This window comes from Rhizobium changzhiense, from assembly GCF_013087625.1.
Lineage (GTDB): Bacteria > Pseudomonadota > Alphaproteobacteria > Rhizobiales > Rhizobiaceae > Rhizobium > Rhizobium sophorae.
Map to the genome: position 1 here is coordinate 436,407 of NZ_JABFCQ010000004.1, position 23,821 is coordinate 460,227.

Sequence of the window (23,821 nt, forward strand, 5' to 3'; positions counted from 1 at the left end):
GTTGTTACAAGGACGTGTCGAAGCTCGCAGTCCCGACAGTACGCCGAAATTATTTTGCGACCGGCTGCGCGGCCTCTTCCTGCATCTTGTCGAGCTGCCGGCGGATATGGGCTGCCTCCGCAGCCGAATGGGCAAGCGCAATGGCGCGGTCGAAAGCTTCACGCGCCTGGGCGTTACGACCGAGCTGCTTCAACAGATTGCCGCGCAGGCCATGATAGTAGAAGTAGCCACCGAGCTTTTCGCCGAGCGGATCGACAAGATTGAGCGCGTCCTGCGGCCCCTGCAATTTGGAGACCACCACCGCCCGATTGAGCGTCACGACAGGGGACGGCTGGAGACGCTCCAGCGCGCGATAGAGCAGATCGATCTCAACCCAATCCGTATCCTCGGCGCGTTTTGCGCGGGAGTGAACGGCGGCAATCGCTGCCTGAATCTGATAAGGAGCGGGCTTGCGATGGCGCAGCGCCTTGTCGAGCAGCGCCAACGCCTCATTGATGAGCGGTTGGTTCCAGAGCGACCGGTCCTGATCTTCGAGCAGCACGATCTCGTCTCCGGCGTTGAAGCGCGCCGGCCGGCGCGAGATCTGCAGGAGCATGAGCGCAAGCAGCCCCATCAGCTCCGGTTCGGATGGGAAGATATGCAGCATCAATCGCGCCAGCCGGATCGCTTCGTCGCTGAAAGCAGCCGCCTCATGCCTGGGATCGGCCTGGCTGTAGCCCTCGTTGAAGATGAGGTAGATCATCGTACTGACGATCGAGAGCCGTTCGGCCCTTTCCTCAGGGCTTGGCGTTTCGAAAGGCACCCCAGCCTTGGCGACGCGCGCCTTGGCCCGCGTGATGCGCTGTTCCATGGCGCTCTCGGACACCAGGAAGGCACGCGCGATCTGCGGCACCGAAAGGCCGGAAACGATGCGCAGCGCCAGCGCGATCTGCTGGGTTGCCGGCAGATCGGGATGGCAGCAGATGAATAGCAGCCGCAGGATATCGTCGCGATAATGGGAATCGTCCAGCCGCTCGGCGATATCGCTTTCGGCATCCTCGGTATCGGAGATGACCTCCTCATCCGGCAGAGCCTGGGTCTTCGCCCGCTTGCGCACCGCATCGATGCCGCTGTTGCGGCCGACGAAGATGAGCCAGGCTGTGGGATCGCGCGGTGGCCCTTTCTCCGGCCATGTCCGGATCGCCCTCAGACACGCTTCCTGAAACGCCTCTTCCGCTGTATCGAGATTGCGGAAATAGCGCAGCAGCGCGCCGAGCGCCTTCGGGCGGGCCGATGCAAGCGCGAGGTCGATCCAGGCAATGTCTGTCATGATGAAGCATCTCCGGGCCTGAAGACGTAGAAAGGCCGAATTTCGTAAGAGGTGGAACCGGGATTGACGGATGAAAGCTGCTTCGAAAAGGCGATCGCCTCGTCGAGCGTTTCGAAGTCGACGACATAGAAGCCCAGAAGCGCCTCTTTCGTTTCCGCAAAAGGCCCATCGATGACCAAGGGCTCGTCCTTGCCCTTGCGCACTGTGGTCGCAGCGGTGGTCGGCATCAACCGGCCGACAGGGCCGAGTTTGCCGGATGCGGCAAGCGGCTCCTGCACGGCGTAGAGTTTCTCCATGACGGCAGCCTCCTCCTCCTTGCTCCAGGCGAAGACGGTTTCCTCATGGGCGTAACAAAGGATTGCATAAAGCATTGCTCACTCCTCTTTCCGAATGACGAAGGAGTAACCGCTTACCCGACAGGCCGCATCAAAAAATTATCGAGGACAAATTCGTGATCTTCCCGAGCACGGCGAGGCCGTAGCTGAAGAAAGCACTGGGCATCTCGCGAACACGAGCGGCGTTATATCGCGGCGCTGATCGCCCCTCACCCTTCGCTCAGCGTCCGCTTGACCGCATTCTTCCAACCCTTGAGCTTTGCCGCCCGCACCTTCTCGTCCATCTCGGGCTCGAACCGCCGATCCCGTTTCCAGGTCGCTGAAAAGCCGTCCCTGTCCGGCCACACACCTGCCCGGCTGCCGGCAAGCCAGGCGGCCCCCAGCGCCGTCGTCTCGAGAATGACGGGGCGGTCGACCGGCGCATCGAGCAGGTCGGCAAGGCGCTGCATCGTCCAGTTGGAGGCGACCATGCCGCCGTCGACGCGCAGCACTGTGTCCTCCGTGCCGTTCTTCCAGTCCTTCTGCATGGCGTCGAGCAGATCGCGGGTCTGATAGCAGACGGCTTCCAGTGCCGCCCGGGAGAGTTCAGCCGGGCCGCTATTGCGCGTCAGCCCAAAGATCGCGCCGCGCGCCGCGGCGTCCCAATGCGGTGCGCCGAGGCCGGTGAAGGCGGGCACGAGATAGACCTCCTGAGTCGGATCCGCCCTTTCGGCAAGCGCGTTGGTCTCGGCGGCGCTGCCGATGATGCCGAGCCCGTCCCGCAACCATTGCACCGCGGCGCCAGCGATAAAGATCGAACCCTCCAGCGCATAGGTCGTCTCGCCGTTCAGGCGGTAGGCGATGGTGGTCAACAGCCGATTTTTGGACCGCACCATATCGGCGCCGGTGTTGAGCAGCGCGAAACAGCCGGTGCCGTAGGTCGATTTCATCATGCCCGGCGCAAAACACGCCTGGCCGATAGTCGCCGCCTGCTGGTCGCCAGCCACGCCGAGGATCGGGATAGCAGCACCGAAAATATCAGGATCGACGGTGCCGAAATCGGCGGCGCAATCCTTGACCTCCGGCAGCATGGCGGGGGGCACTCTCAAAATATCGAGCAGATCCTCGTCCCACGCGTTTTCGGCAATGTTGTACATCAGCGTGCGCGAGGCGTTGGTGGCATCGGTAACGAAGCTCTTGCCACCCGTCAGTCGCCAGATCAGGAAGGTGTCGATCGTACCGAAGCAGAGATCGCCCCTGGCGGCGCGCGCCCGCGCGCCCTTCACGTTAGCCAGCATCCAGGAGAGCTTGGTGCCGGAAAAATAGGGATCGAGGATCAGCCCGGTCTTCTTCGTGAACAGCCGCTCGAGATCCTGTCTTTTCAGATTTTCGCAATAGCTTGCCGTGCGCCGGTCCTGCCAAACGATGGCATTCTGGATTGGCCGGCCCGTCTCGCGCTCCCAGACGACCACCGTCTCGCGCTGGTTGGTGATGCCGAGTGAGGCAAGATCCCTAGCCTCGATCCCGGCGTCGCGAAGCGCCATGTGGACAGTAGAGACCACCGAATCCCAGATCTCCTCGGGATCGTGCTCGACCCAGCCGGAACGTGGGTAGATCTGGGTGAACTCCTTCTGGCCCTTGCCGGCGACATGCATGTCGCCATCGAAGACGATCGCCCGCGTCGACGTCGTTCCCTGATCAATCGCCAGAACATATCCGCGCATGAAATCTCTCTCTTAACATGTCGATTATCGTGGCAAATCAATAGGACACGGATGCAGGCGAGAAAAGCGAATAAAGCGGAATTGCCAGCCCGACGGCTTTGGGCATAACCTCGCAGCTAACGCTGCAACGCAGCATCGCGATTTCAGGGAGAACAGCATGAGCAGAACAGTCGTCGTCACCGGTTCCACCAGCGGCATCGGCCTTGCGATCGCCACAGCCTTCGCCGAAACGGGCGACAACATCGTCATCAACGGTTTCGGAAAGGCCGATGAAATCAAGGCGATCGTCGAACGGCTTGAATCATTGTCCAAAGGCCGGGCGCTCTATCACCCGGCCGACATGACCAAGCCCGCCGAGATCGCCGATCTGATCGAAACGGCAGCCAAGACCTTCGGCGGCGTCGATGTCCTGGTCAACAATGCCGGCATCCAGCACGTCGAGAAGATCGAGGATTTCCCGATCGAGAAATGGGACCAGATCATCGCGATCAATCTGTCGAGTTCCTTTCATACCATGCGCGCCGCGATCCCGCTGATGAAGGCGAAAAAATACGGCCGCATCATCAACATCGCCTCCGCCCACGGGCTCGTCGCCTCCCCCTTCAAATCCGCCTATGTCGCGGCAAAACATGGTATATTAGGCCTGACCAAGACGGCAGCACTCGAGCTTGCCGAATTCGGCGTAACCGTGAACGCCATCTGCCCCGGCTACGTGCTGACGCCGCTCGTCGAGAAGCAGATACCGGATACCGCCAAGGCGCGCGGCATGACCGAGGAACAGGTAAAGAGCGAAGTCATCCTCAAGGCGCAGCCGACGCATGAATTCGTCAAGGCCGAGGAGATCGGCGCACTGTCGCTCTACCTCGCCAGCGACGCCGCCCGCCAGGTGACCGGAACGCATATCTCGATTGACGGTGGCTGGACGGCGGCTTAACCATTTGGAAAAACAACCGGGAATATCATGAACGACAGCATCCGCTTCATCCTGAATGGCGAGGACATCACGCTCACTGATGTCAGGCCAACCGAGACGCTTCTCGATTTTCTGCGGTTGAAGCGACGCCTGACGGGCACCAAGGAGGGATGCGCGGAGGGCGATTGCGGCGCCTGCACCGTACTCGTCGGTCGGCTGGCGGACGGCAAGCTCGCCTATGAATCCGTCAATGCCTGCATCCGTTTCATGGGCTCGCTGCACGCCACCCATGTGGTAACGGTCGAGCATCTGGCCGGCAGGGACGGCGCACTGCATCCGGTGCAGCAGGCACTGGTCGATTGTCATGGCTCGCAATGCGGCTTCTGCACGCCCGGCTTCGTCATGTCGCTCTACGGCCTTTGGCTGACGACCGAGAAGCCGAGCCGCCGGCAAATCGAAAAAGCCTTGCAGGGCAATCTCTGTCGCTGCACAGGCTATGAGCCGATCGTCAAGGCCGCCGAGCAGGTGAGCCTGATGCGGCCGAGCACGCTCTTCGATCCGCTGGAACGGACGCGCTCTGAAATCGTCGCGCGGCTTTGGGCAATGCAGGCGAGTGGCACGATCAGGATCGCGAATGGCCAAGACCGGCTGATCGTGCCGGCTTCGATGCAGGCACTGGCAGAAGTCCTCTCGCAGGAACCCGACGCGATTATCGTCGCCGGCGCGACGGATGTCGGCCTCTGGGTGACGAAGCAGATGCGCAGGCTGAGCCCGGTCGTCTTCATCAATCATTTGAGCGAATTGCAGTCGGTCACGGAAGGCGAGGACGGCGTCACCATCGGTGCCGGCGTCAGTTACACCAAGGCCTTCGAAGCAATCTCTCAGAAAATCCCGGCGCTCGGCCGGTTGATCGATCGCGTCGGCGGCGAACAGGTGCGCAACATGGGCACGATCGGCGGTAACATCGCCAACGGCTCGCCGATCGGCGACTGCCCGCCGCCGCTGATCGCGCTCGACGCGATGCTGACGCTGCGGTCCCTGCAAGGCCAGCGCAGAATGCCGCTCGAGGATTTCTTCATCGCCTATGGCAAGCAGGACCGGAAGCCCGGCGAATTCGTCGAAAGCGTCTTCGTGCCCTATCCGGCAGCAACCAGCCGCTTTGCCGCCTATAAGATCACCAAGCGCCGCGACGAGGACATCACTGCCGTGCTCGGCGCCTTCCTGCTGACGCTCGACGAGACCGAAATCGTTACCGACATCCGCATCGCCTACGGCGGCATGGCGGCAACGCCGAAACGCGCCCGCACGGTGGAGGCCGCGCTGATCGGCAAACCATGGACGGAAGCGACGATCGACGCAGCCCGCCCCGCCTTTGACGCCGATTACCAGCCGCTGACCGACTGGCGCGCGACGGCGGAATACCGCCAGCTGACGGCGAAGAACCTGTTGACGCGGTTCTATCTGGAAACGGTGGGCGCGCCGGCGGAGCTGAAGCGGTTCGAGGAGGTGGCGTGATGACGATGATACATGTCAGCGCAAAGCACCCCCCTCATCCGGCTGCCGCCACCTTCTCCCCGCTGGGGAGAAGGGAGTGCCGCGCCGTCTCTTTTCCCCCTTCTCCCCTCGGGGAGAAGGTGCCCGAAGGGCGGATGAGGGGGCCGCACGGCACCAGACGTTCTCGCGAAGGAGGTATCTAATGGACAAGTCCACCTTCGAAGACCGCAAGGCCATCATCGCAGGCCCGATGCACGGCTCGCTGCGGCATGATTCAGCACATAAGCATGTCACCGGAACCGCTGATTATATCGACGATATTCCCGAACCCGCAGGTCTGCTGCATGGCGCCCTCGGCCTCTCCGACCGGGCGCATGCCGAAATCCTCAGCATCGACCTTTCCGCGGTCGCCGCGCATCCCGGCGTCGTCTGGGTTTTCACCGGCAAGGACGTGCCCGGCGTCAACGACGTCAGCTCCAACGGCAGCCATGACGAGCCGCTGCTGGCCGAAACTTTAATCCAGTTTCATGGCCAGCCGATCTTTGCCGTCATCGCCGAGACGCGTGATGCCGCCCGCCGCGCCGCGCAGCTGGCAAAGATCGACTATCGTGACTTGCCGCATTGGAGCGATATCGACGGCGCGCTCGCCAATGGCAGCCCGCTGGTCATCACCCCGATGACGCTGCACCGCGGCGAGCCGGAAACGGAAATGACGAATGCCGCCATGCGTCTGAAAGGTCAGATGCGCATCGGCGGACAGGAGCATTTCTACCTCGAAGGCCATATCGCCGTGGCGATCCCCGGCGAGGACGACGAGGTCACCGTCTGGTCCTCGACGCAGCATCCAAGCGAGATCCAGCACATCGTCGGTCACGTGCTCGACATTCCCTCGAACGCCGTGACCGTCAATGTGCGCCGCATGGGCGGCGGCTTCGGCGGCAAGGAGACGCAGGGCAATCAGTTCGCAGCCCTCGCCGCCATCGCCGCCAAGAAGCTCGGCCGCGCAATCAAATTCCGCCCTGATCGCGACGAGGATATGAGCGCCACCGGCAAGCGCCACGATTTCCTCGTCGATTACGAACTCGGCTTCGACGCCGAAGGCCGCATCCATGCGGTCGACGCCACCTATGCGGCGCGCTGCGGCTTCTCCTCCGACCTCTCAGGGCCGGTGACCGATCGTGCCCTCTTCCATGCCGATTCCAGCTATTTCTATCCGCATGTGCATCTGACGTCGAAGCCGCTGAAGACGCACACCGTCTCCAACACCGCTTTTCGCGGTTTTGGCGGGCCGCAGGGCATGCTCGGCGCCGAACGCTTCATCGAGGAGATCGCCTATGCCGTCGGCAAAGACCCGCTCGATGTCCGCAAACTGAATTTCTACGGCCAGCCGGGTTCGGAGCGCACACTCACACCCTACCATCAGGAGGTTGAGGACAACATCATCGCCCGCATCGTCGAGGAGCTGGAGGAAACGGCTGAATACCAGGCACGGCGCAACGCCATCATCGCCTTCAACCGCGACAGCCGCTATATCAGAAAGGGCATCGCGCTGACGCCGGTGAAATTCGGCATCTCCTTCACCATGACCGCCTTCAACCAGGCCGGCGCCCTCGTGCACATCTATCAGGACGGCTCGATCCACCTGAACCATGGCGGCACTGAAATGGGCCAGGGCCTCTATACCAAGGTGGCGCAGGTGCTAGCCGACAGCTTCCAGGTCGATATCGACAGGGTGAAGATCACTGCGACGACGACGGCCAAGGTACCGAACACCTCGGCCACCGCCGCCTCCTCCGGCTCGGACTTGAACGGCATGGCAGCCTTCGACGCCGCTCGCCAAATCAAGGAACGGCTTGTCGCCTTTGGCGCCGAGAAATGGGATGTCGGAGCCACCGACGTCGTCTTCCTGCCGAACCGCGTGCGCGTCGGCGAGATCGAGATCCCCTTCCCCGATTTCATCAAGCAGGCCTATTTCGCCCGCGTCCAGCTTTCCGCCGCCGGCTTCTACAAGACGCCGAAGATCCACTGGGACCGCAAAGCCGGCCGCGGCACGCCCTTCTACTATTTCGCCTACGGCGCCTCGTGCACCGAGGTTTCGATCGACACGCTGACCGGCGAATATCTGATCGACCGCACCGACATCCTCCACGACGTCGGCCGCTCGCTGAATCCGGCGATCGACATGGGCCAGGTCGAAGGCGCCTTCGTGCAGGGACTGGGCTGGCTGACGACGGAAGAACTCTGGTGGGACGAAAAGGGCCGACTGCGCACCCATGCTCCCTCGACCTACAAGATCCCGCTCGCCTCCGACCGTCCGAAGATCTTCAACGTGCGCCTTGCCGAATGGTCCGAGAACACTGAGGCCACCATCGGCCACTCCAAGGCCGTCGGCGAGCCACCCTTGATGCTGGCGATCTCGGTGCTGGAAGCACTGTCGATGGCCGTGGCAAGCGTCGCCAACTACAAGGTCTGCCCGAGGCTCGACGCCCCGGCGACGCCGGAACGGGTGCTGATGGCGGTCGAGCGGATGAAGCGAGTGTAGCAGATGGGAACGCGTCCGGCTGGTTTGTCGGCTGAGCAGGACCGGCAGAGAGGTTGGAGTGGGCGGCACCCCCCTCTGTCCTGCCGGACATCTCCCCCACAAGGGGGGAGATCGGCAAGACCGAACGCACCGCACCTTAATGCCCTGGCATTGCGTCATAAAGCTCTACGCCACAGCTGCCGTGTCCCGGGAAGCTCGCGTCTCATGCTAATCTCCCCCCTTGTGGGGGAGATGTCCGGCAGGACAGAGGGGGGTGCCACGCCCACCCGCTCATCGGCCCTCCACCCATGACCGACCTCTCCAGCTTCCTCCTCGCCCACCCCGACAGCATCCTCGTCGACATCACCGGCACACAAGGCTCGACCCCACGTGAGGCCGGTACCTTCATGCTGGTATCGCAAACCGCATTGTGGGGCACGATCGGCGGCGGGCAGTTCGAATTCATGGCGATCGCGAATGCGCGGGACATGTTGGCGGGAACCGGCGGGATGGCGGAGATGGATATTCCGCTCGGGCCTGACATCGGTCAGTGCTGCGGTGGGCGCACGCAGCTGCGGTTTCGCCGGGTGACGCAGGCGGTTGCCGAAGAAATCGAGGCCAGGCTGACAAGTGAGATCGAGCGCTTGCCCGAGGTCTATCTCTTCGGCGCCGGCCATGTCGGCCGGGCGCTGGCAACGGCGCTTGCGCCGCTGCCGCTGTCGGTGACGGTCGTCGAGACGCGGCAGGAGGAACTCGCCAACCTGCCTCCCGAGACGAAGACGCGGCTCATGCCGATGCCCGAAGCGCTGGTGAAGGATATTCCGGCTGGCGGCGCGGTCGTCATCCTGACGCACGACCACGCGCTGGATTTCCTCATCGCCCGCGAAGGGCTGGAAAGAACGGATCTCGCCTATGTCGGCATGATCGGCTCGGCGACCAAGCGCGCCACCTTCGCCAGCTGGCTTTCCCGTGAAGGCGGCGGTGAGCGTGCCTGGCTCGAGCGGCTGACGCTGCCGATCGGCGGCGCCGCGGTCAGGGACAAGCGCCCTGAAGTGATCGCCGCCATGACCGCCGCCGAGATCCTGACGGCGCTTGGCGCCTACCGCATGCGCTCGTCTTCGTAATAGGGATCGCGTCCGTCGAGGAAACCGAGATCGCGCTTGACGCGATCGGGCGCCGTGTCGAGATCGAGGCTGGGCATGCGCCAGATCCGCGCCAGCCGGCCGCCGATGCGCCGGAAAATTCCGATGGTCGGCTGTGGCGGGCTCTGTTCGATAGCATAGCAATCCATGACATCACCTCGATGGTTTGATGGTATGAGTTGCAGTTTGCCGGTAAAAATGCTGCAATTCCAATCGAACAACCGTCTGCCTGCATCAAGAGAACTTATCCATGAAGCTGTCGAAACAATTCCCGCTGAATGCGTTGCGCGTCTTCGAGGCCGCTGCCCGGCTCGGAAGTTTCACCAAGGCGGGCGACGAACTCGGCATGACGCAGACCGCCGTCAGTTACCAGATCAAGCTGTTGGAGGAGAATGTCGGCGAGCCGCTCTTCCTGCGCCGTCCGCGCCAGATCGCACTGACAGATACCGGCGAGCGGCTGGCGCCGAAGGTGACCGAAGCTTTCGCCATGCTGCACGACGCGATGGCGACGGCGCGCGACAGCGTCGAAGGCACGCTCGCCATCAGTTCGACCCATACCTTCGCCTCGAAGTGGCTGGCGCCGCGCCTCGGCTCCTTCCACTTGAAACATCCGGCCATCGCGGTGCGCTTTCAGGCGAGTTCGGATATCATCGACTTCGCCCGCGAGCAGATCGATGTCGGCATCCGCTGGGGCGACGGCAACTGGCCGGGGCTGGCGCTGCACCGGCTGATGGGACTGGAGTTCACGCCGATGCTGAGCCCGAAGCTGGCGGAGGCGGCAGGTGGCATCAGGGAGCCGCGCGATCTCCTGAACCTCGATATCTTCGACGCCGGCGACATCTGGTGGAAACAATGGTTCGAGGCAGCCGGCGTCACAGACACGGATCTCGATCGGCGCCCGCGCAACCAGCTCGGCTCTCAGGCGGTGGAAGCCGATGCGGCGATCGCCGGCCATGGCGTCGCCATCCTTCATCCTGCCTTCTATGCGGCCGAGATCGCGCTCGGCCGGCTCTATCAACCCTTCGAACTGACCCGCAACGACGGCAAGGCCTACTGGCTCGTCTACCCGGAAAACCGTCGCAACGTGCCCAAGATCAAGGCCTTCCGCAACTGGATCCTCGAGGAGATGAAGGCAGCCGGAAATTGATGATGTCACCTTAAAATGTGCAGCCATTTTCGGACAACGACATGCCGGACCCGGTTCGTGAGCCGGGTCCGGTCCTGTGGCTCGGCTTCAAAATCCCATTTCCGGCGCATAGAAACAGCGCGGCGTATCCTCGTTCGGGAACAGACAGAGATGATAGTCGTTATCGCCGGATTGCATCGCCTTCGTCATCGGTAGCAGGAAGACATGAGCATGCGTGACCAGCCGGTGGTCGCCCGGCATCAGCGTCACACGATATCCGCCTGGCGTCACCGCCACGCTTTTCGAAGGGATCATTTGGCAATCGCCATTATGACTGTTGCCGTTGCAACAATAGGGGTCATAACTCCACCCCGAGGGTGCGTCGTGAGCCATCGCCAACGACGCATACGCAATCATCACACACGTCAGAATGCTGCGCATGGGCATCTTCTCCGTCGATGAATGCGCCGCCGATGATCTAACGTTTCTTATTTTATCCGGCGGCCTGCAAAAATAACTGTAATCGAGTCGTCGTAGTTCAAGGTCTACTGAATTAGCAGATCAAGCATAAGTCAGAGATAATGCACAGCCTTCTCGGCAGCTTTTAGGCACGGGACAGCAGATCGGCGATGCGGCCGCGATCGGCAGCTTCGGCAAAGCCGCCGGAAATCGTCAGCGGAGCGCCGAAGATCTCGACGAGCCCGTTGCCGAGGATGAGACCTTCGCCGTCCCGGCATGCGAGAATAGGGTTTGCCGTCGTCTCGCTGTAGCGCAGCAGCGCGGCGAGATAGCCGGGATCGTCGTTCAGATGCGGGAAGAATTCGAAGGGCAGGAGATCAAGAGCCGCGCCATCCTGCACCGCATCGGGCGAACCGCCGGAAAAGAGCGCGTCGACGGCGATTGTCGGCGTCATCAAAATCGCCCCGGCGCTGGTACCGACGACGATACCGTCATCACGCGCCCATGCGCGTAGCCTGTCCAGCATGCCGCTTTGGCGCAGACGTCTCAGAAAATCGCCGGTGTGGCCGCCGGTGAGATGAATGGCGCTACAGGAAAACAGTTGGCCGATCTCCTCGTCATCGGAAAACGCGTCGAGATCGAAGAAGAGATCGAGGGAAAGCCCGTAGCTCAGATAATACTGCCGTTTCTCGTTGAAAAACTCCCGCTGCGGCTCCGGACCGGAGGCGATATAGCCGATGCGGTTACCGCGCGACAGAATGAGCGCGGCAAGCCGCCGGTCCATCGGCGCGTTTTCGGCTATGAACTGATCGCTGTAGAGCGCGGTAATCATTCCATTGCTCCTTCGGCCCTGCCGCCTCTGCAGAAATCAGTACGCATGTGCAGTCCTTCAATCTCCTCTTCCCTCCCCGCCAAAATTTCCGCAATGTCACGAGTCGGAGGAAGATAGGGGAACTCGATGTATGAATATGCCATAGCATGGGAATGGCTCGCCTTCGCGGCCCGTTGGTTCCATGTCATTACCGCGATCGCCTGGATCGGATCGTCCTTCTATTTTATCGCGCTCGATCTCGGACTGGTGAAACGCCCGCATCTGCCACCCGGCGCCTATGGCGAGGAATGGCAGGTCCATGGCGGCGGCTTCTATCATATCCAGAAATATCTGGTCGCGCCCGCCCAGATGCCGGAGCACCTGACCTGGTTCAAATATGAAAGCTATTTCACCTGGATCTCCGGCTTTTTGATGCTCTGCATCGTCTATTACGGCGGCGCCGACCTCTTCCTCATCGACCGCCATGTGCTCGATATCAGCCCGCCCGTCGCGATCCTGATCTCGCTAGGGTCGCTTGCCCTCGGCTGGGTCGTCTACGATCTGCTCTGCAAGTCGCCGCTTGGGCGGAATACCTGGGGATTGATGGCGGTGCTCTATATCGTGCTCGTCTTCATGGCCTGGGGCTATACGCAGCTCTTCACCGGCCGCGCCGCCTTCCTGCATCTCGGGGCCTTCACCGCGACGATCATGTCGGCCAATGTCTTCATGATCATCATTCCGAATCAGAAGATCGTCGTTGCCGACCTCATCGCCGGACGGGTGCCCGATCCTAAATATGGGCAGGTCGCCAAGCAGCGTTCGCTACACAACAACTACCTGACGCTGCCCGTCATCTTCTTCATGCTGTCGAACCATTATCCGCTGTCCTTCGGCACGCAGTTCAACTGGGTGATCGCGGCTCTGGTCTTCCTGATGGGCGTCACCATCCGCCACTGGTTCAACACCACGCATGCCAGGAAGGGCCGGCCGACCTGGACCTGGATCGTCACCGTCATTCTTTTCATCCTGATCATGTGGCTTTCGACCGTGCCGAAGCTGCTGACCGGCGAAACCGATGCGGCGGCGGTCGCGCCCGCCTTCCAGCAATTCGCCGGCGATGCACATTTCCCTGCCGTCAAGCAACTGGTCTCGACGCGCTGTGCCATGTGCCACGCGGCCGAGCCGGTCTATGAGGGTATCGTGCGGCCGCCCAATGGGGTGATGCTTGAAAAAGACGCGGAAATCGCCGCCCATGCCCGAGAAATCTATATACAGGCGGGCCGCAGCCATGCCATGCCGCCCGGCAACATCACCGACATCACGCCGGACGAACGCAAGCTGCTGGTCGCCTGGTTCGAGAGCGCAGTCGAAGGCAAGACACGATGACGACGACACTCCTGCGCGGCCGCCTGCTTTCCTTCCATCGCGCACCGCTAAGCCTCGCCGATAGCCAAAGCTATCTTTACGAACAGGATGGCGGCCTGCTTGTCGAATATGGGCTGATCACGGCGATCGGCCCCTATGCCGACGTCAAGGCAAAAGCAGCCGCGGAGACGGCCGAGATTGACCACCGCCCGCATCTGATCATGCCCGGCTTCATCGACATGCACCTGCATTTTCCGCAGATGCAGGTGATTGCCTCCTACGCCGCCAACCTGCTCGAATGGCTGAATACCTATACCTTTCCCGAGGAATGCCGCTTCGTCGAAAGCGCCCATGCCGAAAGGATCGCCACGCACTTCTATGACGAGTTGATCCGCCACGGCACGACGACGGCGGTCGCCTATTGCTCGGTGCACAAGACCTCGGCCGACGCCTTCTTCGCCGAGGCGATGAAGCGCAATATGCGCATGGTCGGCGGCAAGGTGATGATGGACCGCAATGCCCCGCAGGGCCTGCTCGACACGCCCGAGATGGGCTATGACGAGACCCGCCAGGTGATATCGGACTGGCATGGCAAGGGCCGCAACCACGTCGCCATCACCCCGCGCTTCGCCATCACCTCGACACCGGCGCAGATGAAAGCGACATCAGCCCTTGCCCGCGAATTTCCCGACCTGCACATCCAGACGCATCTTTCGGAAAATCACGACGAGATCAGATTTACCTGCGAGCTCTATCCCGACGCGCTCGACTATACCGACATCTATGCGCGCTACGGCCTGCTCGGGCCGAAAAGCCTCTTCGGCCATTGCATACACCTGTCCGAGCGCGAGGCCGACGCGATGAGCGAGGCGGGCGCCGTCGCCGTCCACTGCCCGACCTCAAACCTTTTCCTCGGCTCCGGCCTGTTTCCGCTAAAGGCGCTGGCGAGGCGGGAAAAGCCGGTCCGCATCGGCGTGGCGACCGATATCGGCGGCGGTTCCAGCTATTCGATGCTGCGGACGATGGACGAGGCCTACAAGATCCAGCAGTTGCTCGGCGAACGGCTGAACCCGCTGGAAAGCTATTACCTGATGACGCGTGGCAATGCCGAGGCCCTGTCGCTGGCGGACCGGATCGGCACGCTGGAACCCGGCACCGAGGCCGATATCGTCGTCCTCGATGCCGCGGCGACACCCGCCATGGCGCTGAAGATGGAAGTGGTGAAGACGCTGCCCGAGGAGCTTTTCCTACTGCAGACGATGGGCGACGACCGGGCGATTGCCGAGACCTATGTGGCCGGCGTTGCGTTGAAAGCGCAGCTACGATGACACATCTCGTTGCTCTTGAAATCAGGCCGTAACAGCTGTCCGACAAGGCCAATTTCCATAACGCTTCTGCGAAATTCATGTTATGGCCGATGGCCGTATTCAGACGTGAAGGTTCAATTCATGGCCACCCCGCTCACCATCGCCGACCTGAAAAAGCTCGCACGGCGCCGTGTGCCGAAGATGTTTTTCGACTATGCGGATTCGGGGGCCTGGACGGAATCGACCTATGCGGCAAACGAGAGCGATTTTAGTCAGATCAAGCTGCGACAGCGGGTGATGGTCGATATGACCAACCGCACGCTGGAAACGACGATGATCGGCCAGAAAGTGTCGATGCCGGTGGCGCTGGCGCCAACCGGCCTGACCGGCATGCAGCATGCCGATGGCGAGATGCTGGCGGCACGCGCCGCCGAGGAGTTCGGCGTTCCCTTCACGCTTTCGACGATGAGCATCTGCTCGATCGAGGACGTGGCGTCAGCGACGACACGCCCCTTCTGGTTCCAGCTCTACGTGATGAGGGACAAGGATTTCGTCCTCAACCTCATTAACCGCGCCAAGGCGGCCGGATGCTCGGCGCTGGTGCTGACCGCTGATCTGCAGATCCTCGGCCAGCGGCATAAGGACCTGCGCAACGGCCTGTCGGCGCCGCCGAAATTCACCCCGAGACATGTCTGGCAGATGGCGACCCGGCCCTTCTGGTGCCTGGATATGCTGCAGACCAAGCGCCGCAACTTCGGCAATATCGTTGGCCATGCAAAAAATGTAACCAATATCGCCTCGCTCGCCGCTTGGACACATGAGCAGTTCGATCCGCGGCTTTCCTGGGCGGATGTCGCCTGGATCAAGGAACAATGGGGCGGCCCGCTGATCATCAAGGGCATACTCGATCCGGAGGATGCAAAGGCCGCCGTCGACACCGGCGCCGATGCGATCGTCGTCTCCAATCACGGCGGCCGCCAGCTTGACGGCGCCCCCTCATCGATCAGCATGCTGCCGAAGATCGTCGACGCCGTCGGCGACCGTATCGAGGTCCATCTCGACGGCGGCATCCGCTCCGGCCAGGACGTGCTGAAGGCTGTGGCCCTCGGCGCCAAGGGCACCTATATCGGCCGCCCCTTCCTCTACGGCCTCGGCGCCATGGGCAAGGAAGGCGTATCGCTGGCGCTCGGCATCATCCGCAAGGAGATGGACATCACCATGGCGCTCTGCGGCAAGCGCGACATCAACGACGTGAATTCATCGATCATCGACGGGCGGCAGTGACCTGCCGCCAACGACGGACGCAGCAACGGCTCCCTCAACATCTCGATACTGGACGCTGCCATCGGTCCTTCTAACTGTGCGTTAAGACTAGGTTGTATTTTTAGCCCGGCATCTTGAAAGCACAAAAGCGGTGCTTTATGTTTTAACCTATGGCAACCACAGGCAAGACACCGCATCCATCGCTGCTGCGCTACATGCTGGCACCTGACGATTACGCCCGGCAGGCGCTGGACGACACCATTGCCGCCTATCTCAGGATGATCGAAATCCTGACCAGCCTTGTCGCCGACAAGGCGGGCGCCAACCTCGTCGTGCTGCATGACCTTGCCTATGAAACCGTCCGCGAGCAGACGGGCCTGCCGGCAAGGCTGGTCACGCTCGGCCTTCGCGATTTCGCCGCCAATCGCGGCGTGACCGCCGATCCGCCGCAACTACCGCTCGATGACAAGCTCTTCGCCATCAAGGGCCCCTCGGACCTGACGATCGCCACGGTGCACGGACGCGTTGCCGTGCCCTTCGATGTCGCGGGTTATTCACGGGGATGGGAGAGTATTTTTCCGGCCTACCTCGTTGCGGGCCAGGACCGTTACGAGATTCACATCGGCGTCACGCCGAATTCCGCTCGGATGGAGGAAAACATGACGAACGAAGGCATTCTCTCACGCATGGGTCGCCTGATCGCGGGCATCGCGAATGCGGCGATCGACAAGGCGGAAGGCGTCAACAAGATCGCCGTCATCGAACAGGCGGTCCGCGAGATCGATGCGGCGGCTGATGAGGCCCGCACCGATCTCGGCAAGGCGCGTGCGGAGGAATACCGCATCCAGAGCCGCAGAGACGAAATCGTCGAAGACATGAACGCGCTCGACCAGAAGATCCGCCTCGCCGTCTCCTCGGGGCGGGATGACCTGGCTAAGGCCGGCGTCGCCCGTCAGATCGATCTCGAATCCCAGATCGCAGCGCTCGACAAGGCGCTGGCCGATGCCAGAGAACAGGTGGACGAAGGCCAGAAAGCCTTGCAGGCCGTGCTCGCCACGCGCCGCGAGGCGGACGCTCGCCTTGCCGATTTCAAGCGCAGTATCGCCCGGCATCCCGAACAAGCAGCGACCGGTCACAGCCAGCCCGCACCGGGTGCAGATGCTGCCCGCGCTGCCGCAGCCGTCTCGCGGCTGACCGGAGTTCCCGCTGGCGAGCATGGCCACAGTTCCGAATTGGACGAACTCGACCGACTGCACCGCGAACAGGCAATCGAAGCCCGGCTCGCACGCTTCAAGGCGGATAACCGATAACACGATGGCACTCCTTTTCTCCCCTGAATGTGCGCCCTTTGCCATCGCCGCAGCGATCCTTGTCGGTCTGACCGCGATCGAGATGCTCGCGATGGTCATGGGTTTTTCGATGACGGAATTTCTGGGAAAGCCGGAGCTTCATGGCCATGACGGCATCCTGGCTTACCTTTCCTGGCTCAATCTCGGCGGTGTTCCGCTGCTGATTCTCATGATGCTGACGCTCGGCTTCTTCGCGATGACGGGCTTTGCGTTGCAGGCCGTCGCCAACGCCTTCTGGGCGCCGCTGCCAAGCTTCATCGCCGTCATTCCTGCCGCGCTGGCAACCATCCCCATGGTCAGGGCATCGAGCAGAACCGTGGCGCGGCTCGTGCCGCACGACGAAACCTATGCGGTCGATCTCGACGCCTTGCTCGGCCGGACAGCCGAAGTGTCGATCGGCCCGCTCGATCAGGGACTGCCGGGCCGCGTCCGCGTCAAGGATCAGCATGGAAACTGGCATGTGCTTCGAGCCCGAGCCGCCAAGGGCGAAGGTCCGCTCGCCATCGGCGCTTCGGTTCTTCTCGTCGATCACAAGGCAAATGTGTTTATCGCCATTCCCGCGCCGGTCGACCCCACCGATGCGGACAATCAATCTTTGAGGGAGCAGCAATGATGTACGACGTTATTCTACCAGCCGGCATTGGGATTGTACTGATCTTCGGCATCGGTTTTGTCCTCGCCTCTCTTTACACACGCTCCAGCCGCGATGAGGCCTATGTGCGCACCGGTCTCGGCGGCCAGAAGGTCGTGCTCGACGGCGGTTCGGTCGTCCTGCCGATCTTCCATTCGACCGCCCGGGTTAACCTCAAGACACTGCGGCTCGAGGTTCGCCGCGGCGAAGGCGATGCATTGATCACCAAGGACCGCATGCGGGTCGATATCGGCGCCGAATTCTATGTGCGCGTGAAACCCGATGCCTCCTCGATTGCGCTTGCAGCTCAGACACTCGGCAACCGCACCAACGACGCCGAGGCTCTCCGCATCCTGATCGAGGCGAAATTCGTCGACGGCCTTCGCTCGGTGGCCGCGACGATGAATCTCGACGCGCTGCAGGAACAGCGCATGGATTTCGTCAAGGCCGTGCAGGAAGCCGTCGGCGCCGATCTCCAGTCGAACGGCCTCGAACTCGAATCCGTGTCGCTGACACGCCTCGACCAGACCGATATCAAGCATTTCAACGCCAACAACTTCTTCGACGCGCAAGGTCTTGCGGCATTGACCCGCATCACCGAGGGACGCAAGAAGGAGCGAAACGAGATCGTTCGCGATACCGAAGTCGCCATCGCCCAGAAGGATCTCGAGGCCCGCCAGCAATCGCTGACCATCGAGCGGACCAAGCGGGAAGCCGAACTCAGCCAGGAACGGGACATCGCCAACAAATCCGCGGCGACACGCGCTGAAACCGCGCAGCAGGAGCAGGCCGCAAAACGCGCCGAGGAGGAAGCCCGCATCGCTTCCGAACAAGCGATCGCCGAACGCGAGGCATCTGCCAAGCAGGCTCGCGAAAGCGCCAATATCGACGCCGCCCGCGCCGTCCAGCAACGCGAAACCGAAGCCAAGCGTGACCTCCAGATCGTGGCACAGGAGAGCGCCATCGCCGTTGCCAACAAGAGCCGTGAAGAATCCGAGGCGAAGGCGGCTGCGGAAACGGCCCGCGCGCTGGCGATAGCAGCAGAAGAAAAGGTTGGCACCGCCAAGGCGATCGAGATTGCCGAACGCGAAAAGCAGATTGCCGTCATCGACGCACGCAAGAAAGCCGAGACGGAAGCGACTGCCGTCACCGTTGGCGCCGAGGCCGAAAAACAGGCAGCAAGCGACCAGGCCGAGGCCATCAAGACGCTTGCGACCGCCGAGGCGGATGCGGCGATCATCAAGGCCAAGGGCATTCTCGAAACCGGCAAGGCCGCGGCCGAGAGCGAGGCATTGCTCAACGACGCTCGCAACAAGTTGAGCTCTGCTATCATCGAGTTCGAGATTACCCGCGAACGGATCCGCATCATACCGCAGGCGCTCGCCGAGGCGGTCAAGCCGATTGAGAAGATCTCCGATATCAAGATATTCGACACCGGCGGCATGCTCGGCCGCGGAAACGGTGCGGCCGGCGGAAACGGCATCGGGCTCGGCGAAGGGCTGGCCGGCCAGCTCCTCTCCTACCAGGCGAATAAACCGATCCTCGACAAATTGCTGAAGGAAGCCGGCTTCGAAGGCGACGATGCCATCTCATCCCTCCTTGGAAATCTCGATGGCGCAAAACCGGCAAGACCGCCAGCCCCGGCAAAGCCGGCAACACCGGCCGTAGCCCCGACACAAACGATCATCCCTCCAGCACCGAAGCCGGCACCAAAGAAGGACTGATCGCCGCGCAGGCGGGTCTAAATTAAATAGTTAGAGCATGATGCCGAAAACTGCTCACACTTTTCGGCATATGCTCTATCTCACCCAACCCGCTGCCAGCGCGCCCGCCCAGTCGGCACGGCCCCTTTCGGCGGCCAGTGCCGACATCGCCATATGGTCATAGGCGACGGTTCGGAACTGGCATGTCCATCCGCCCGTCGCCTTTTCCAGAATGGCGTAGCTCGCCAGCGGATGGCCGGCCTCCACCTTGTGGAAATAAGGCAGTTCGTCGTCATAGGCCGGGCAGCCGACGCTGCCGGGATTGACGATCAGGCGGCCATCGAAGAGGCGCACGGCGCGGGGAATATGGCTGTGGCCGCAGAGGATCAGCGGCAAGTCGATGCCTTCGGCCAACGCCTCGATCGCTTCGATCGGCTTCAGGAAGACGAAGCCCTCCGGCGAGACCGATTCCAGCCAGTAGAGATTATCGTCCTTCGGCGTTGCGTGGCAGAGATAAACCTCGCCGCGATAGACTGTATCGAACGGCAAGCCGCGCACCCAGTCGAGATGGGATGTCGTCAATTGCCGGTAGGCGGCGGCATCCGAAGCATGCATGGAGGCCGGATCCTGCTCGATCAGATAGCGATCATGATTGCCGCGAACCGAAGTCAGGCCGCGCGGCATCAGCAGGTCTGCCGTCAGCCCGGCCTCCAAAGGGCCGCTGAAGAAATCGCCGAGATTGACGATCTCATCGATCTCCTGCGCATGAATATCCGCAAGCACGGCCTCAAGCGCCAGATGGTTGCCGTGAATGTCGGCGATTGCTGCAAAACGCATTTTTAGCTGCCTCGGTAGGTGGAATAGCCGTAGGGCGAAATCAGCAGCGGCACATGGTAATGCGCCGTGACGTCGGCAATGCCGAAGCGGATCGGCACGAGGTCGAGGAAGGCGGGATGCGGGAGCGGCGTACCGCTCGCCCTCAGATAATCGCCGGCATGGAAGACCAGTTCATAAGTGCCGGCCCGGAAACCTTCGCCAACGAGGATGGGGCCGCCGTCAACCCGGCCATCGGCATTGGTCTCGACCGTCTTCAGATGCCTGCGGATCTCGCCGTCGAGCTGAAAAAGATCGATCCTCAAGCCCTCGGCCGGCTTGCCGAGAGCGGTGTCGAGAACATGCGTGGTCAGTCCGGTCATGGGGCTGGCTCTTTGATGATAAAAGGGGTTTCGAAGAAGTATTCTTCCAGATTATTGCCCGGCCCGTCGCGATCGACGACCAGGAAATCACAGGCTTGGCCGAGCGCCATCAAGGGATGATGCCAGACGTTGCGGCGATAGTTCACGCCCTGGTCGCCTCGCGCCAGAAACACCTGCGGCATCCCCGGACGGCCGTTCTCATCCTCGGAGACGATGACCAGAAAAGAGCGGCCCGAGACCGGCGAGAAACTCTGGCTGCCGAATGGGTGGCGCTCCATCATGGTGATTTCATAGGGGAAGGCACGCGGCTGGCCACGAAAGAGGTTGATGACGACGCGCGCGCCCTCGCCGGTCGCTTCAACGGCCGCCAGCGCGTGAAAACGCTCCGTCGTGCCGCCATTGATGAGCCGCATCGAGGCCGGATCGGCTTCGATGACCTCGCCGAAGGGAGCGAAGGCGCATTTGGTGAGCGGGCGGATCTCGAGAAATTCGGACATGGCTTCACTCGCCTTGGGCATGCCAGTGACGTATGGCATCGATCGCGGAAAGAAGCTCCGGCAGCGTGCGATACGTCGCCTCCCAGATGTCGGAAGGATCGAGATCGAAGACACCGTCGAGGATACGGTTGCCCGTGCCGCAGATTTTCGTCCACGGCAGATCGGGATGCTCAGTCGCAAATTCCGGATGAGTCACCAGTAAGCGGGATGCCGCGGCACCGATGGTGAAGTGGCAAAAGGTCACCGCCTTGAAAGTGAGCTTGTCCCCGGCAAACGCCGCCCCATCCATTCCGCCGACGAAAGACAGCGCTTCGGATGCCGCCTCATACATCTCATTGAGATAGTCGATCGCGCGCCGCTCGTTCATTCAGCCTCCGGCAGCATCGACGTCAGGCGCAGCAGCGCGATCCGCTCGACTTGCGCCGTCGCGGTCGTAAATTCCTCGTCCCGATCATTGCCGATCCGTGTTTCGAAGGCCGACAGGATATCGTCCTTGCCGAGCCCCTTGACGGCGATGATGAAGGGAAAGCCGAATTTTTCGACATAGACCGAATTGAGTTCGGTGAAGCGGGCATGTTCGGCCGGGCTCAGGCGGTCGAGACCGGCGCCGGACTGCTCCTTCCGGCTGTCTTCGGTGAGCTCGCCCGCTATCGCGAGGCGGCCGGCGAGGTCAGGATGGGCGCTGAGCACGCCGAGACGCTCCAGCGGGCTTGCCGCCCGGAAGACAGCGGAAAGGGCCGCATGCACGCTGCCCACCGTCAGCGGCTCCGTCAGGTGGCCAGCGTCATAGGCGCGCTCGGCGATGAAAGGCGAATGTTCAAAGACGCCGCCGAAGCGGGAGACGAAATCCTCGCGTGACATCATCAGAGCGCTTCCGGCTGATGGTGCTTGTGCCAATGTTCGGCGATCTCGATACGGCGCGGAATCCAGACCTTGTCGTGCTTCAGCACATATTCGATAAAGCGCTTCAGCGCTGCCGCCCGGCCGGGACGTCCGACGAGGCGGCAATGCAATCCGACTGACATCATCTTCGGGCTGCCTGCCTTGCCTTCCTCATAAAGCGTGTCGAAGGCATCTTTCAGATAGGTGAAGAACTGATCGCCCGCGTTGAAGCCCTGCGGCGTCGCAAAACGCATGTCGTTGGTTTCGAGCGTATAGGGGATGATCAGGAAGGGTTTCCCGTCGACGCCCTTCACCCAATAGGGCAGGTCGTCGGCATAGGAATCGGAGGAATAGAGGAAACCGCCCTCCTCCTGCACCAGCCGAAGCGTATTGTCGGAAGGCTTGCCCTGGTACATGCCGTAGGGCCGCTCGCCCGTAAGTTCGCTATGCAGGCGCACGGCTTCGAGGATATGCTTGCGCTCCAGATCTTCTGGAAAATCCTTGTATTCCAGCCAGCGATAGCCGTGGCTGGCGATCTCCCAGCCGGCCTCCTTCATCGCGGCGACGGCCTCGGGGTTGCGGGCCATCGCCAGCGTCACGCCGTAGACGGTTGCCTGCACCTTGAGATCGGTGAACATCCGCCAGAGCCGCCAGAAGCCGGCACGCGAGCCATACTCATAGATCGATTCCATGTTGAGGTTGCGCTGCCCCGGCCAGGCGGCCGCGCCGACGATTTCCGACAGCAGGTTTTCCGAAGCCGGATCGCCGTCGAGGATCGAGCTTTCGCCGCCCTCCTCATAATTGATGACGAACTGCACGGCGACGCGTGCCTCGTCCGGCCATTTCGGATCGGGCGTAAGACGCCCATAACCGACGAGATTGCGCGGATAGGTCTCGGATACCATCAAATCACCTTCTGAAAAGACGGGGAACGGTAGCATCCGCAGCCGGAATGTCGAGAAGGAAACTGCGCAGCGGAATTTTCCCGTTATGGAACAAATCCTTAGCGCAGGGAACTTCAGGCGATCTTGCGCGCGCTGACCTTGCCCATCGGATGCAGCGAATGAACGCGGAAGGGACCGCCGGTGCCCTCCTCGATCATCAGCGCCACGTTCGAAACCATGATCGGCTCTCTCAGCACAGGCTCGAAGATCGTCCGCAGCGCCGGCTCGATGCGCGGCATGTCGATCGCGTTGATCGGGCCCGTCACCGGCATGTGAAAGCGGAATTCCTCCATCACATAAGGGTTGCCCCAGCGATGCAGATTGGCGAACTGCGCTGCCGACAAGCCGTCTGGATCGCTGCGCTCGATCTCGGCTTCGCTCAGCGGCGCACGGAAACGATCGAATTCCTGCACGATTGCCGAGGCCAGATACTGGATCTGCCCACAAGGGATATTCGGCAGCAGGCTGTAGAAATTGCCGGGCCTGGCAACTTCGAGACGCGGCATCCGGAAAGGAAGGACCGTTCCGGAGAAACGCATAAGATCGCGCAGGAGTTGAGATTCCGACACGTCGGAGGAGAGGTGGAACGGCGCCTTCAAAACACCGTGAAAACCATAGCGCCGCGGCACGGCCGTATGGAAGGCGATCTCGTGAATGCCGAGGCCGCGAATGGCCGGAGGCTCCGTCACATCACCGGAAAACACGTTTCGGCCAAGCCAATTGGCGGCTACGAGCGAGAGCGGGTCGCTCGCCGGAGGCGTGAAGCAAATGGCATAGCGCATGCGATTTCCTCCATCAAGGAAGTGAGCGCCGGTGACTTCAGGCGCTGTCGATGCGCAAGCAGATAGGTGATTTGCATGACAGAATAACG

Annotated in this window: 24 protein-coding genes; 11 read left to right on the top strand and 13 right to left on the bottom strand. The window is 61.8% G+C overall.

The window, feature by feature from the left end; translation table 11 throughout:
* Window positions 1-49: 49 nt before the first annotated feature.
* The 3 genes from G9X68_RS22300 to glpK all read right to left on the bottom strand — a co-directional run bounded on the left by G9X68_RS22300 (window position 50) and on the right by glpK (window position 3,347).
* Window positions 50-1,309 carry an RNA polymerase sigma factor gene (locus G9X68_RS22300; RefSeq protein WP_171604260.1) on the bottom strand — a complete coding sequence of 420 codons (1,260 nt, stop codon included), beginning with the start codon at window positions 1,307-1,309 and terminating at the stop codon, window positions 50-52.
* Complete coding sequence (locus G9X68_RS22305) at window positions 1,306-1,680, bottom strand: YciI family protein (protein ID WP_011653034.1); 375 nt, start codon at window positions 1,678-1,680, stop codon at window positions 1,306-1,308. The genes G9X68_RS22300 and G9X68_RS22305 overlap by 4 nt, the downstream gene beginning before the upstream one ends.
* A gap of 173 nt (window positions 1,681-1,853) precedes the next feature.
* Complete coding sequence (gene glpK, locus G9X68_RS22310; protein ID WP_171604261.1) at window positions 1,854-3,347, bottom strand: glycerol kinase GlpK; 1,494 nt, start codon at window positions 3,345-3,347, stop codon at window positions 1,854-1,856.
* Window positions 3,348-3,504: 157 nt separating this feature from the next.
* On the opposite strand from glpK, the gene G9X68_RS22315 reads away from it, so the two are divergent.
* The 4 genes from G9X68_RS22315 (at window position 3,505) to xdhC (ending at window position 9,399) form a co-directional block, all read left to right on the top strand.
* A complete protein-coding gene (locus G9X68_RS22315) occupies window positions 3,505-4,281 on the top strand; it encodes a 3-hydroxybutyrate dehydrogenase (RefSeq protein WP_105006948.1) in 777 nt (258 codons plus the stop codon).
* 27 nt (window positions 4,282-4,308) lie between these two features.
* Complete coding sequence (gene xdhA, locus G9X68_RS22320; RefSeq protein WP_171604262.1) at window positions 4,309-5,775, top strand: xanthine dehydrogenase small subunit; 1,467 nt, start codon at window positions 4,309-4,311, stop codon at window positions 5,773-5,775.
* Between the two features lie 181 nt (window positions 5,776-5,956).
* Entirely contained in the window at window positions 5,957-8,296 is a 2,340-nt protein-coding gene (gene xdhB, locus G9X68_RS22325; protein ID WP_171604263.1) for a xanthine dehydrogenase molybdopterin binding subunit, read from the top strand.
* Between the two features lie 287 nt (window positions 8,297-8,583).
* Window positions 8,584-9,399, top strand: a complete 816-nt coding sequence (gene xdhC / locus G9X68_RS22330) for a xanthine dehydrogenase accessory protein XdhC (protein ID WP_171604264.1) — start codon at window positions 8,584-8,586, stop codon at window positions 9,397-9,399.
* Here xdhC and G9X68_RS22335 read toward each other — a convergent pair.
* Window positions 9,375-9,566, bottom strand: a complete 192-nt coding sequence (locus G9X68_RS22335) for a hypothetical protein (RefSeq protein ID WP_012758544.1) — start codon at window positions 9,564-9,566, stop codon at window positions 9,375-9,377. The two genes, xdhC and G9X68_RS22335, sit on opposite strands and share 25 nt — an antisense overlap.
* Before the next feature lie 101 nt (window positions 9,567-9,667).
* On the opposite strand from G9X68_RS22335, the gene G9X68_RS22340 reads away from it, so the two are divergent.
* Window positions 9,668-10,564 (top strand): LysR substrate-binding domain-containing protein, encoded by an 897-nt coding sequence (locus tag G9X68_RS22340; RefSeq protein ID WP_171604265.1) that lies wholly within the window; start codon window positions 9,668-9,670, stop codon window positions 10,562-10,564.
* Window positions 10,565-10,651: 87 nt separating this feature from the next.
* On the opposite strand, the gene G9X68_RS22345 is transcribed toward G9X68_RS22340, so the two are convergent.
* Together G9X68_RS22345 and G9X68_RS22350 are read right to left on the bottom strand one after the other, a co-directional pair.
* Window positions 10,652-10,984, bottom strand: a complete 333-nt coding sequence (locus G9X68_RS22345) for a hypothetical protein (RefSeq protein ID WP_003541942.1) — start codon at window positions 10,982-10,984, stop codon at window positions 10,652-10,654.
* A 163-nt stretch (window positions 10,985-11,147) separates the two neighbouring features.
* Entirely contained in the window at window positions 11,148-11,834 is a 687-nt protein-coding gene (locus tag G9X68_RS22350; protein WP_171604266.1) for a Type 1 glutamine amidotransferase-like domain-containing protein, read from the bottom strand.
* 126 nt (window positions 11,835-11,960) lie between these two features.
* Between G9X68_RS22350 and G9X68_RS22355 the strand changes: the two genes are divergently transcribed.
* From G9X68_RS22355 to G9X68_RS22380, 6 genes are all read left to right on the top strand, one after another.
* Window positions 11,961-13,199, top strand: a complete 1,239-nt coding sequence (locus G9X68_RS22355) for a urate hydroxylase PuuD (RefSeq protein ID WP_171604267.1) — start codon at window positions 11,961-11,963, stop codon at window positions 13,197-13,199.
* Window positions 13,196-14,506 carry a guanine deaminase gene (gene guaD / locus G9X68_RS22360; RefSeq protein ID WP_171604268.1) on the top strand — a complete coding sequence of 437 codons (1,311 nt, stop codon included), beginning with the start codon at window positions 13,196-13,198 and terminating at the stop codon, window positions 14,504-14,506. Before G9X68_RS22355 ends, guaD begins: the two co-directional genes overlap by 4 nt.
* 120 nt (window positions 14,507-14,626) lie before the next feature.
* A complete protein-coding gene (locus tag G9X68_RS22365; RefSeq protein ID WP_171604269.1) occupies window positions 14,627-15,769 on the top strand; it encodes an alpha-hydroxy acid oxidase in 1,143 nt (380 codons plus the stop codon).
* A 149-nt stretch (window positions 15,770-15,918) separates the two neighbouring features.
* Window positions 15,919-17,058 (top strand): PspA/IM30 family protein, encoded by a 1,140-nt coding sequence (locus G9X68_RS22370; protein WP_171604270.1) that lies wholly within the window; start codon window positions 15,919-15,921, stop codon window positions 17,056-17,058.
* 4 nt (window positions 17,059-17,062) lie between these two features.
* Window positions 17,063-17,710, top strand: a complete 648-nt coding sequence (locus G9X68_RS22375; protein WP_171604271.1) for an OB-fold-containig protein — start codon at window positions 17,063-17,065, stop codon at window positions 17,708-17,710.
* Window positions 17,707-19,452, top strand: a complete 1,746-nt coding sequence (locus G9X68_RS22380; RefSeq protein ID WP_171604272.1) for a flotillin family protein — start codon at window positions 17,707-17,709, stop codon at window positions 19,450-19,452. Before G9X68_RS22375 ends, G9X68_RS22380 begins: the two co-directional genes overlap by 4 nt.
* Window positions 19,453-19,527: 75 nt before the next feature.
* Here G9X68_RS22380 and G9X68_RS22385 read toward each other — a convergent pair whose 3' ends face one another.
* From G9X68_RS22385 to G9X68_RS22415, 7 genes are all read right to left on the bottom strand, one after another.
* Entirely contained in the window at window positions 19,528-20,268 is a 741-nt protein-coding gene (locus G9X68_RS22385; protein WP_171604273.1) for a metallophosphoesterase family protein, read from the bottom strand.
* Between the two features lie 2 nt (window positions 20,269-20,270).
* Window positions 20,271-20,627: a hydroxyisourate hydrolase gene (gene uraH, locus G9X68_RS22390; protein ID WP_171604274.1), complete on the bottom strand. Its 357-nt coding sequence runs from the start codon at window positions 20,625-20,627 to the stop codon at window positions 20,271-20,273.
* Window positions 20,624-21,124, bottom strand: coding sequence for an ureidoglycolate lyase (locus tag G9X68_RS22395; RefSeq protein WP_182208711.1), 501 nt, complete (start codon window positions 21,122-21,124; stop codon window positions 20,624-20,626). The genes uraH and G9X68_RS22395 overlap by 4 nt, the downstream gene beginning before the upstream one ends.
* A 4-nt stretch (window positions 21,125-21,128) precedes the next feature.
* On the bottom strand, window positions 21,129-21,491 hold the full coding sequence (locus tag G9X68_RS22400) for a HepT-like ribonuclease domain-containing protein (RefSeq protein WP_129421666.1): 363 nt from the start codon (window positions 21,489-21,491) through the stop codon (window positions 21,129-21,131).
* Window positions 21,488-21,988 (bottom strand): 2-oxo-4-hydroxy-4-carboxy-5-ureidoimidazoline decarboxylase, encoded by a 501-nt coding sequence (gene uraD, locus G9X68_RS22405; RefSeq protein WP_171604276.1) that lies wholly within the window; start codon window positions 21,986-21,988, stop codon window positions 21,488-21,490. The genes G9X68_RS22400 and uraD overlap by 4 nt, the downstream gene beginning before the upstream one ends.
* Window positions 21,988-22,911: an allantoinase PuuE gene (gene puuE / locus G9X68_RS22410; protein ID WP_171604277.1), complete on the bottom strand. Its 924-nt coding sequence runs from the start codon at window positions 22,909-22,911 to the stop codon at window positions 21,988-21,990. The genes uraD and puuE overlap by 1 nt, the downstream gene beginning before the upstream one ends.
* Before the next feature lie 113 nt (window positions 22,912-23,024).
* Complete coding sequence (locus G9X68_RS22415) at window positions 23,025-23,732, bottom strand: DUF1045 domain-containing protein (protein WP_171604278.1); 708 nt, start codon at window positions 23,730-23,732, stop codon at window positions 23,025-23,027.
* Window positions 23,733-23,821 lie beyond the last annotated feature (89 nt).

Coding starts and splice junctions, on each gene's coding strand:
- G9X68_RS22300 (WP_171604260.1), bottom strand. CDS start 1,309: ATGACAGACATTGCCTGGATCGACCTCGCGCTTGCATCGGCCCGCCCG.
- G9X68_RS22305 (WP_011653034.1), bottom strand. CDS start 1,680: ATGCTTTATGCAATCCTTTGTTACGCCCATGAGGAAACCGTCTTCGCC.
- glpK (WP_171604261.1), bottom strand. CDS start 3,347: ATGCGCGGATATGTTCTGGCGATTGATCAGGGAACGACGTCGACGCGG.
- G9X68_RS22315 (WP_105006948.1), top strand. CDS start 3,505: ATGAGCAGAACAGTCGTCGTCACCGGTTCCACCAGCGGCATCGGCCTT.
- xdhA (WP_171604262.1), top strand. CDS start 4,309: ATGAACGACAGCATCCGCTTCATCCTGAATGGCGAGGACATCACGCTC.
- xdhB (WP_171604263.1), top strand. CDS start 5,957: ATGGACAAGTCCACCTTCGAAGACCGCAAGGCCATCATCGCAGGCCCG.
- xdhC (WP_171604264.1), top strand. CDS start 8,584: ATGACCGACCTCTCCAGCTTCCTCCTCGCCCACCCCGACAGCATCCTC.
- G9X68_RS22335 (WP_012758544.1), bottom strand. CDS start 9,566: ATGGATTGCTATGCTATCGAACAGAGCCCGCCACAGCCGACCATCGGA.
- G9X68_RS22340 (WP_171604265.1), top strand. CDS start 9,668: ATGAAGCTGTCGAAACAATTCCCGCTGAATGCGTTGCGCGTCTTCGAG.
- G9X68_RS22345 (WP_003541942.1), bottom strand. CDS start 10,984: ATGCGCAGCATTCTGACGTGTGTGATGATTGCGTATGCGTCGTTGGCG.
- G9X68_RS22350 (WP_171604266.1), bottom strand. CDS start 11,834: ATGATTACCGCGCTCTACAGCGATCAGTTCATAGCCGAAAACGCGCCG.
- G9X68_RS22355 (WP_171604267.1), top strand. CDS start 11,961: ATGTATGAATATGCCATAGCATGGGAATGGCTCGCCTTCGCGGCCCGT.
- guaD (WP_171604268.1), top strand. CDS start 13,196: ATGACGACGACACTCCTGCGCGGCCGCCTGCTTTCCTTCCATCGCGCA.
- G9X68_RS22365 (WP_171604269.1), top strand. CDS start 14,627: ATGGCCACCCCGCTCACCATCGCCGACCTGAAAAAGCTCGCACGGCGC.
- G9X68_RS22370 (WP_171604270.1), top strand. CDS start 15,919: ATGGCAACCACAGGCAAGACACCGCATCCATCGCTGCTGCGCTACATG.
- G9X68_RS22375 (WP_171604271.1), top strand. CDS start 17,063: ATGGCACTCCTTTTCTCCCCTGAATGTGCGCCCTTTGCCATCGCCGCA.
- G9X68_RS22380 (WP_171604272.1), top strand. CDS start 17,707: ATGATGTACGACGTTATTCTACCAGCCGGCATTGGGATTGTACTGATC.
- G9X68_RS22385 (WP_171604273.1), bottom strand. CDS start 20,268: ATGCGTTTTGCAGCAATCGCCGACATTCACGGCAACCATCTGGCGCTT.
- uraH (WP_171604274.1), bottom strand. CDS start 20,627: ATGACCGGACTGACCACGCATGTTCTCGACACCGCTCTCGGCAAGCCG.
- G9X68_RS22395 (WP_182208711.1), bottom strand. CDS start 21,124: ATGTCCGAATTTCTCGAGATCCGCCCGCTCACCAAATGCGCCTTCGCT.
- G9X68_RS22400 (WP_129421666.1), bottom strand. CDS start 21,491: ATGAACGAGCGGCGCGCGATCGACTATCTCAATGAGATGTATGAGGCG.
- uraD (WP_171604276.1), bottom strand. CDS start 21,988: ATGATGTCACGCGAGGATTTCGTCTCCCGCTTCGGCGGCGTCTTTGAA.
- puuE (WP_171604277.1), bottom strand. CDS start 22,911: ATGGTATCCGAGACCTATCCGCGCAATCTCGTCGGTTATGGGCGTCTT.
- G9X68_RS22415 (WP_171604278.1), bottom strand. CDS start 23,732: ATGCGCTATGCCATTTGCTTCACGCCTCCGGCGAGCGACCCGCTCTCG.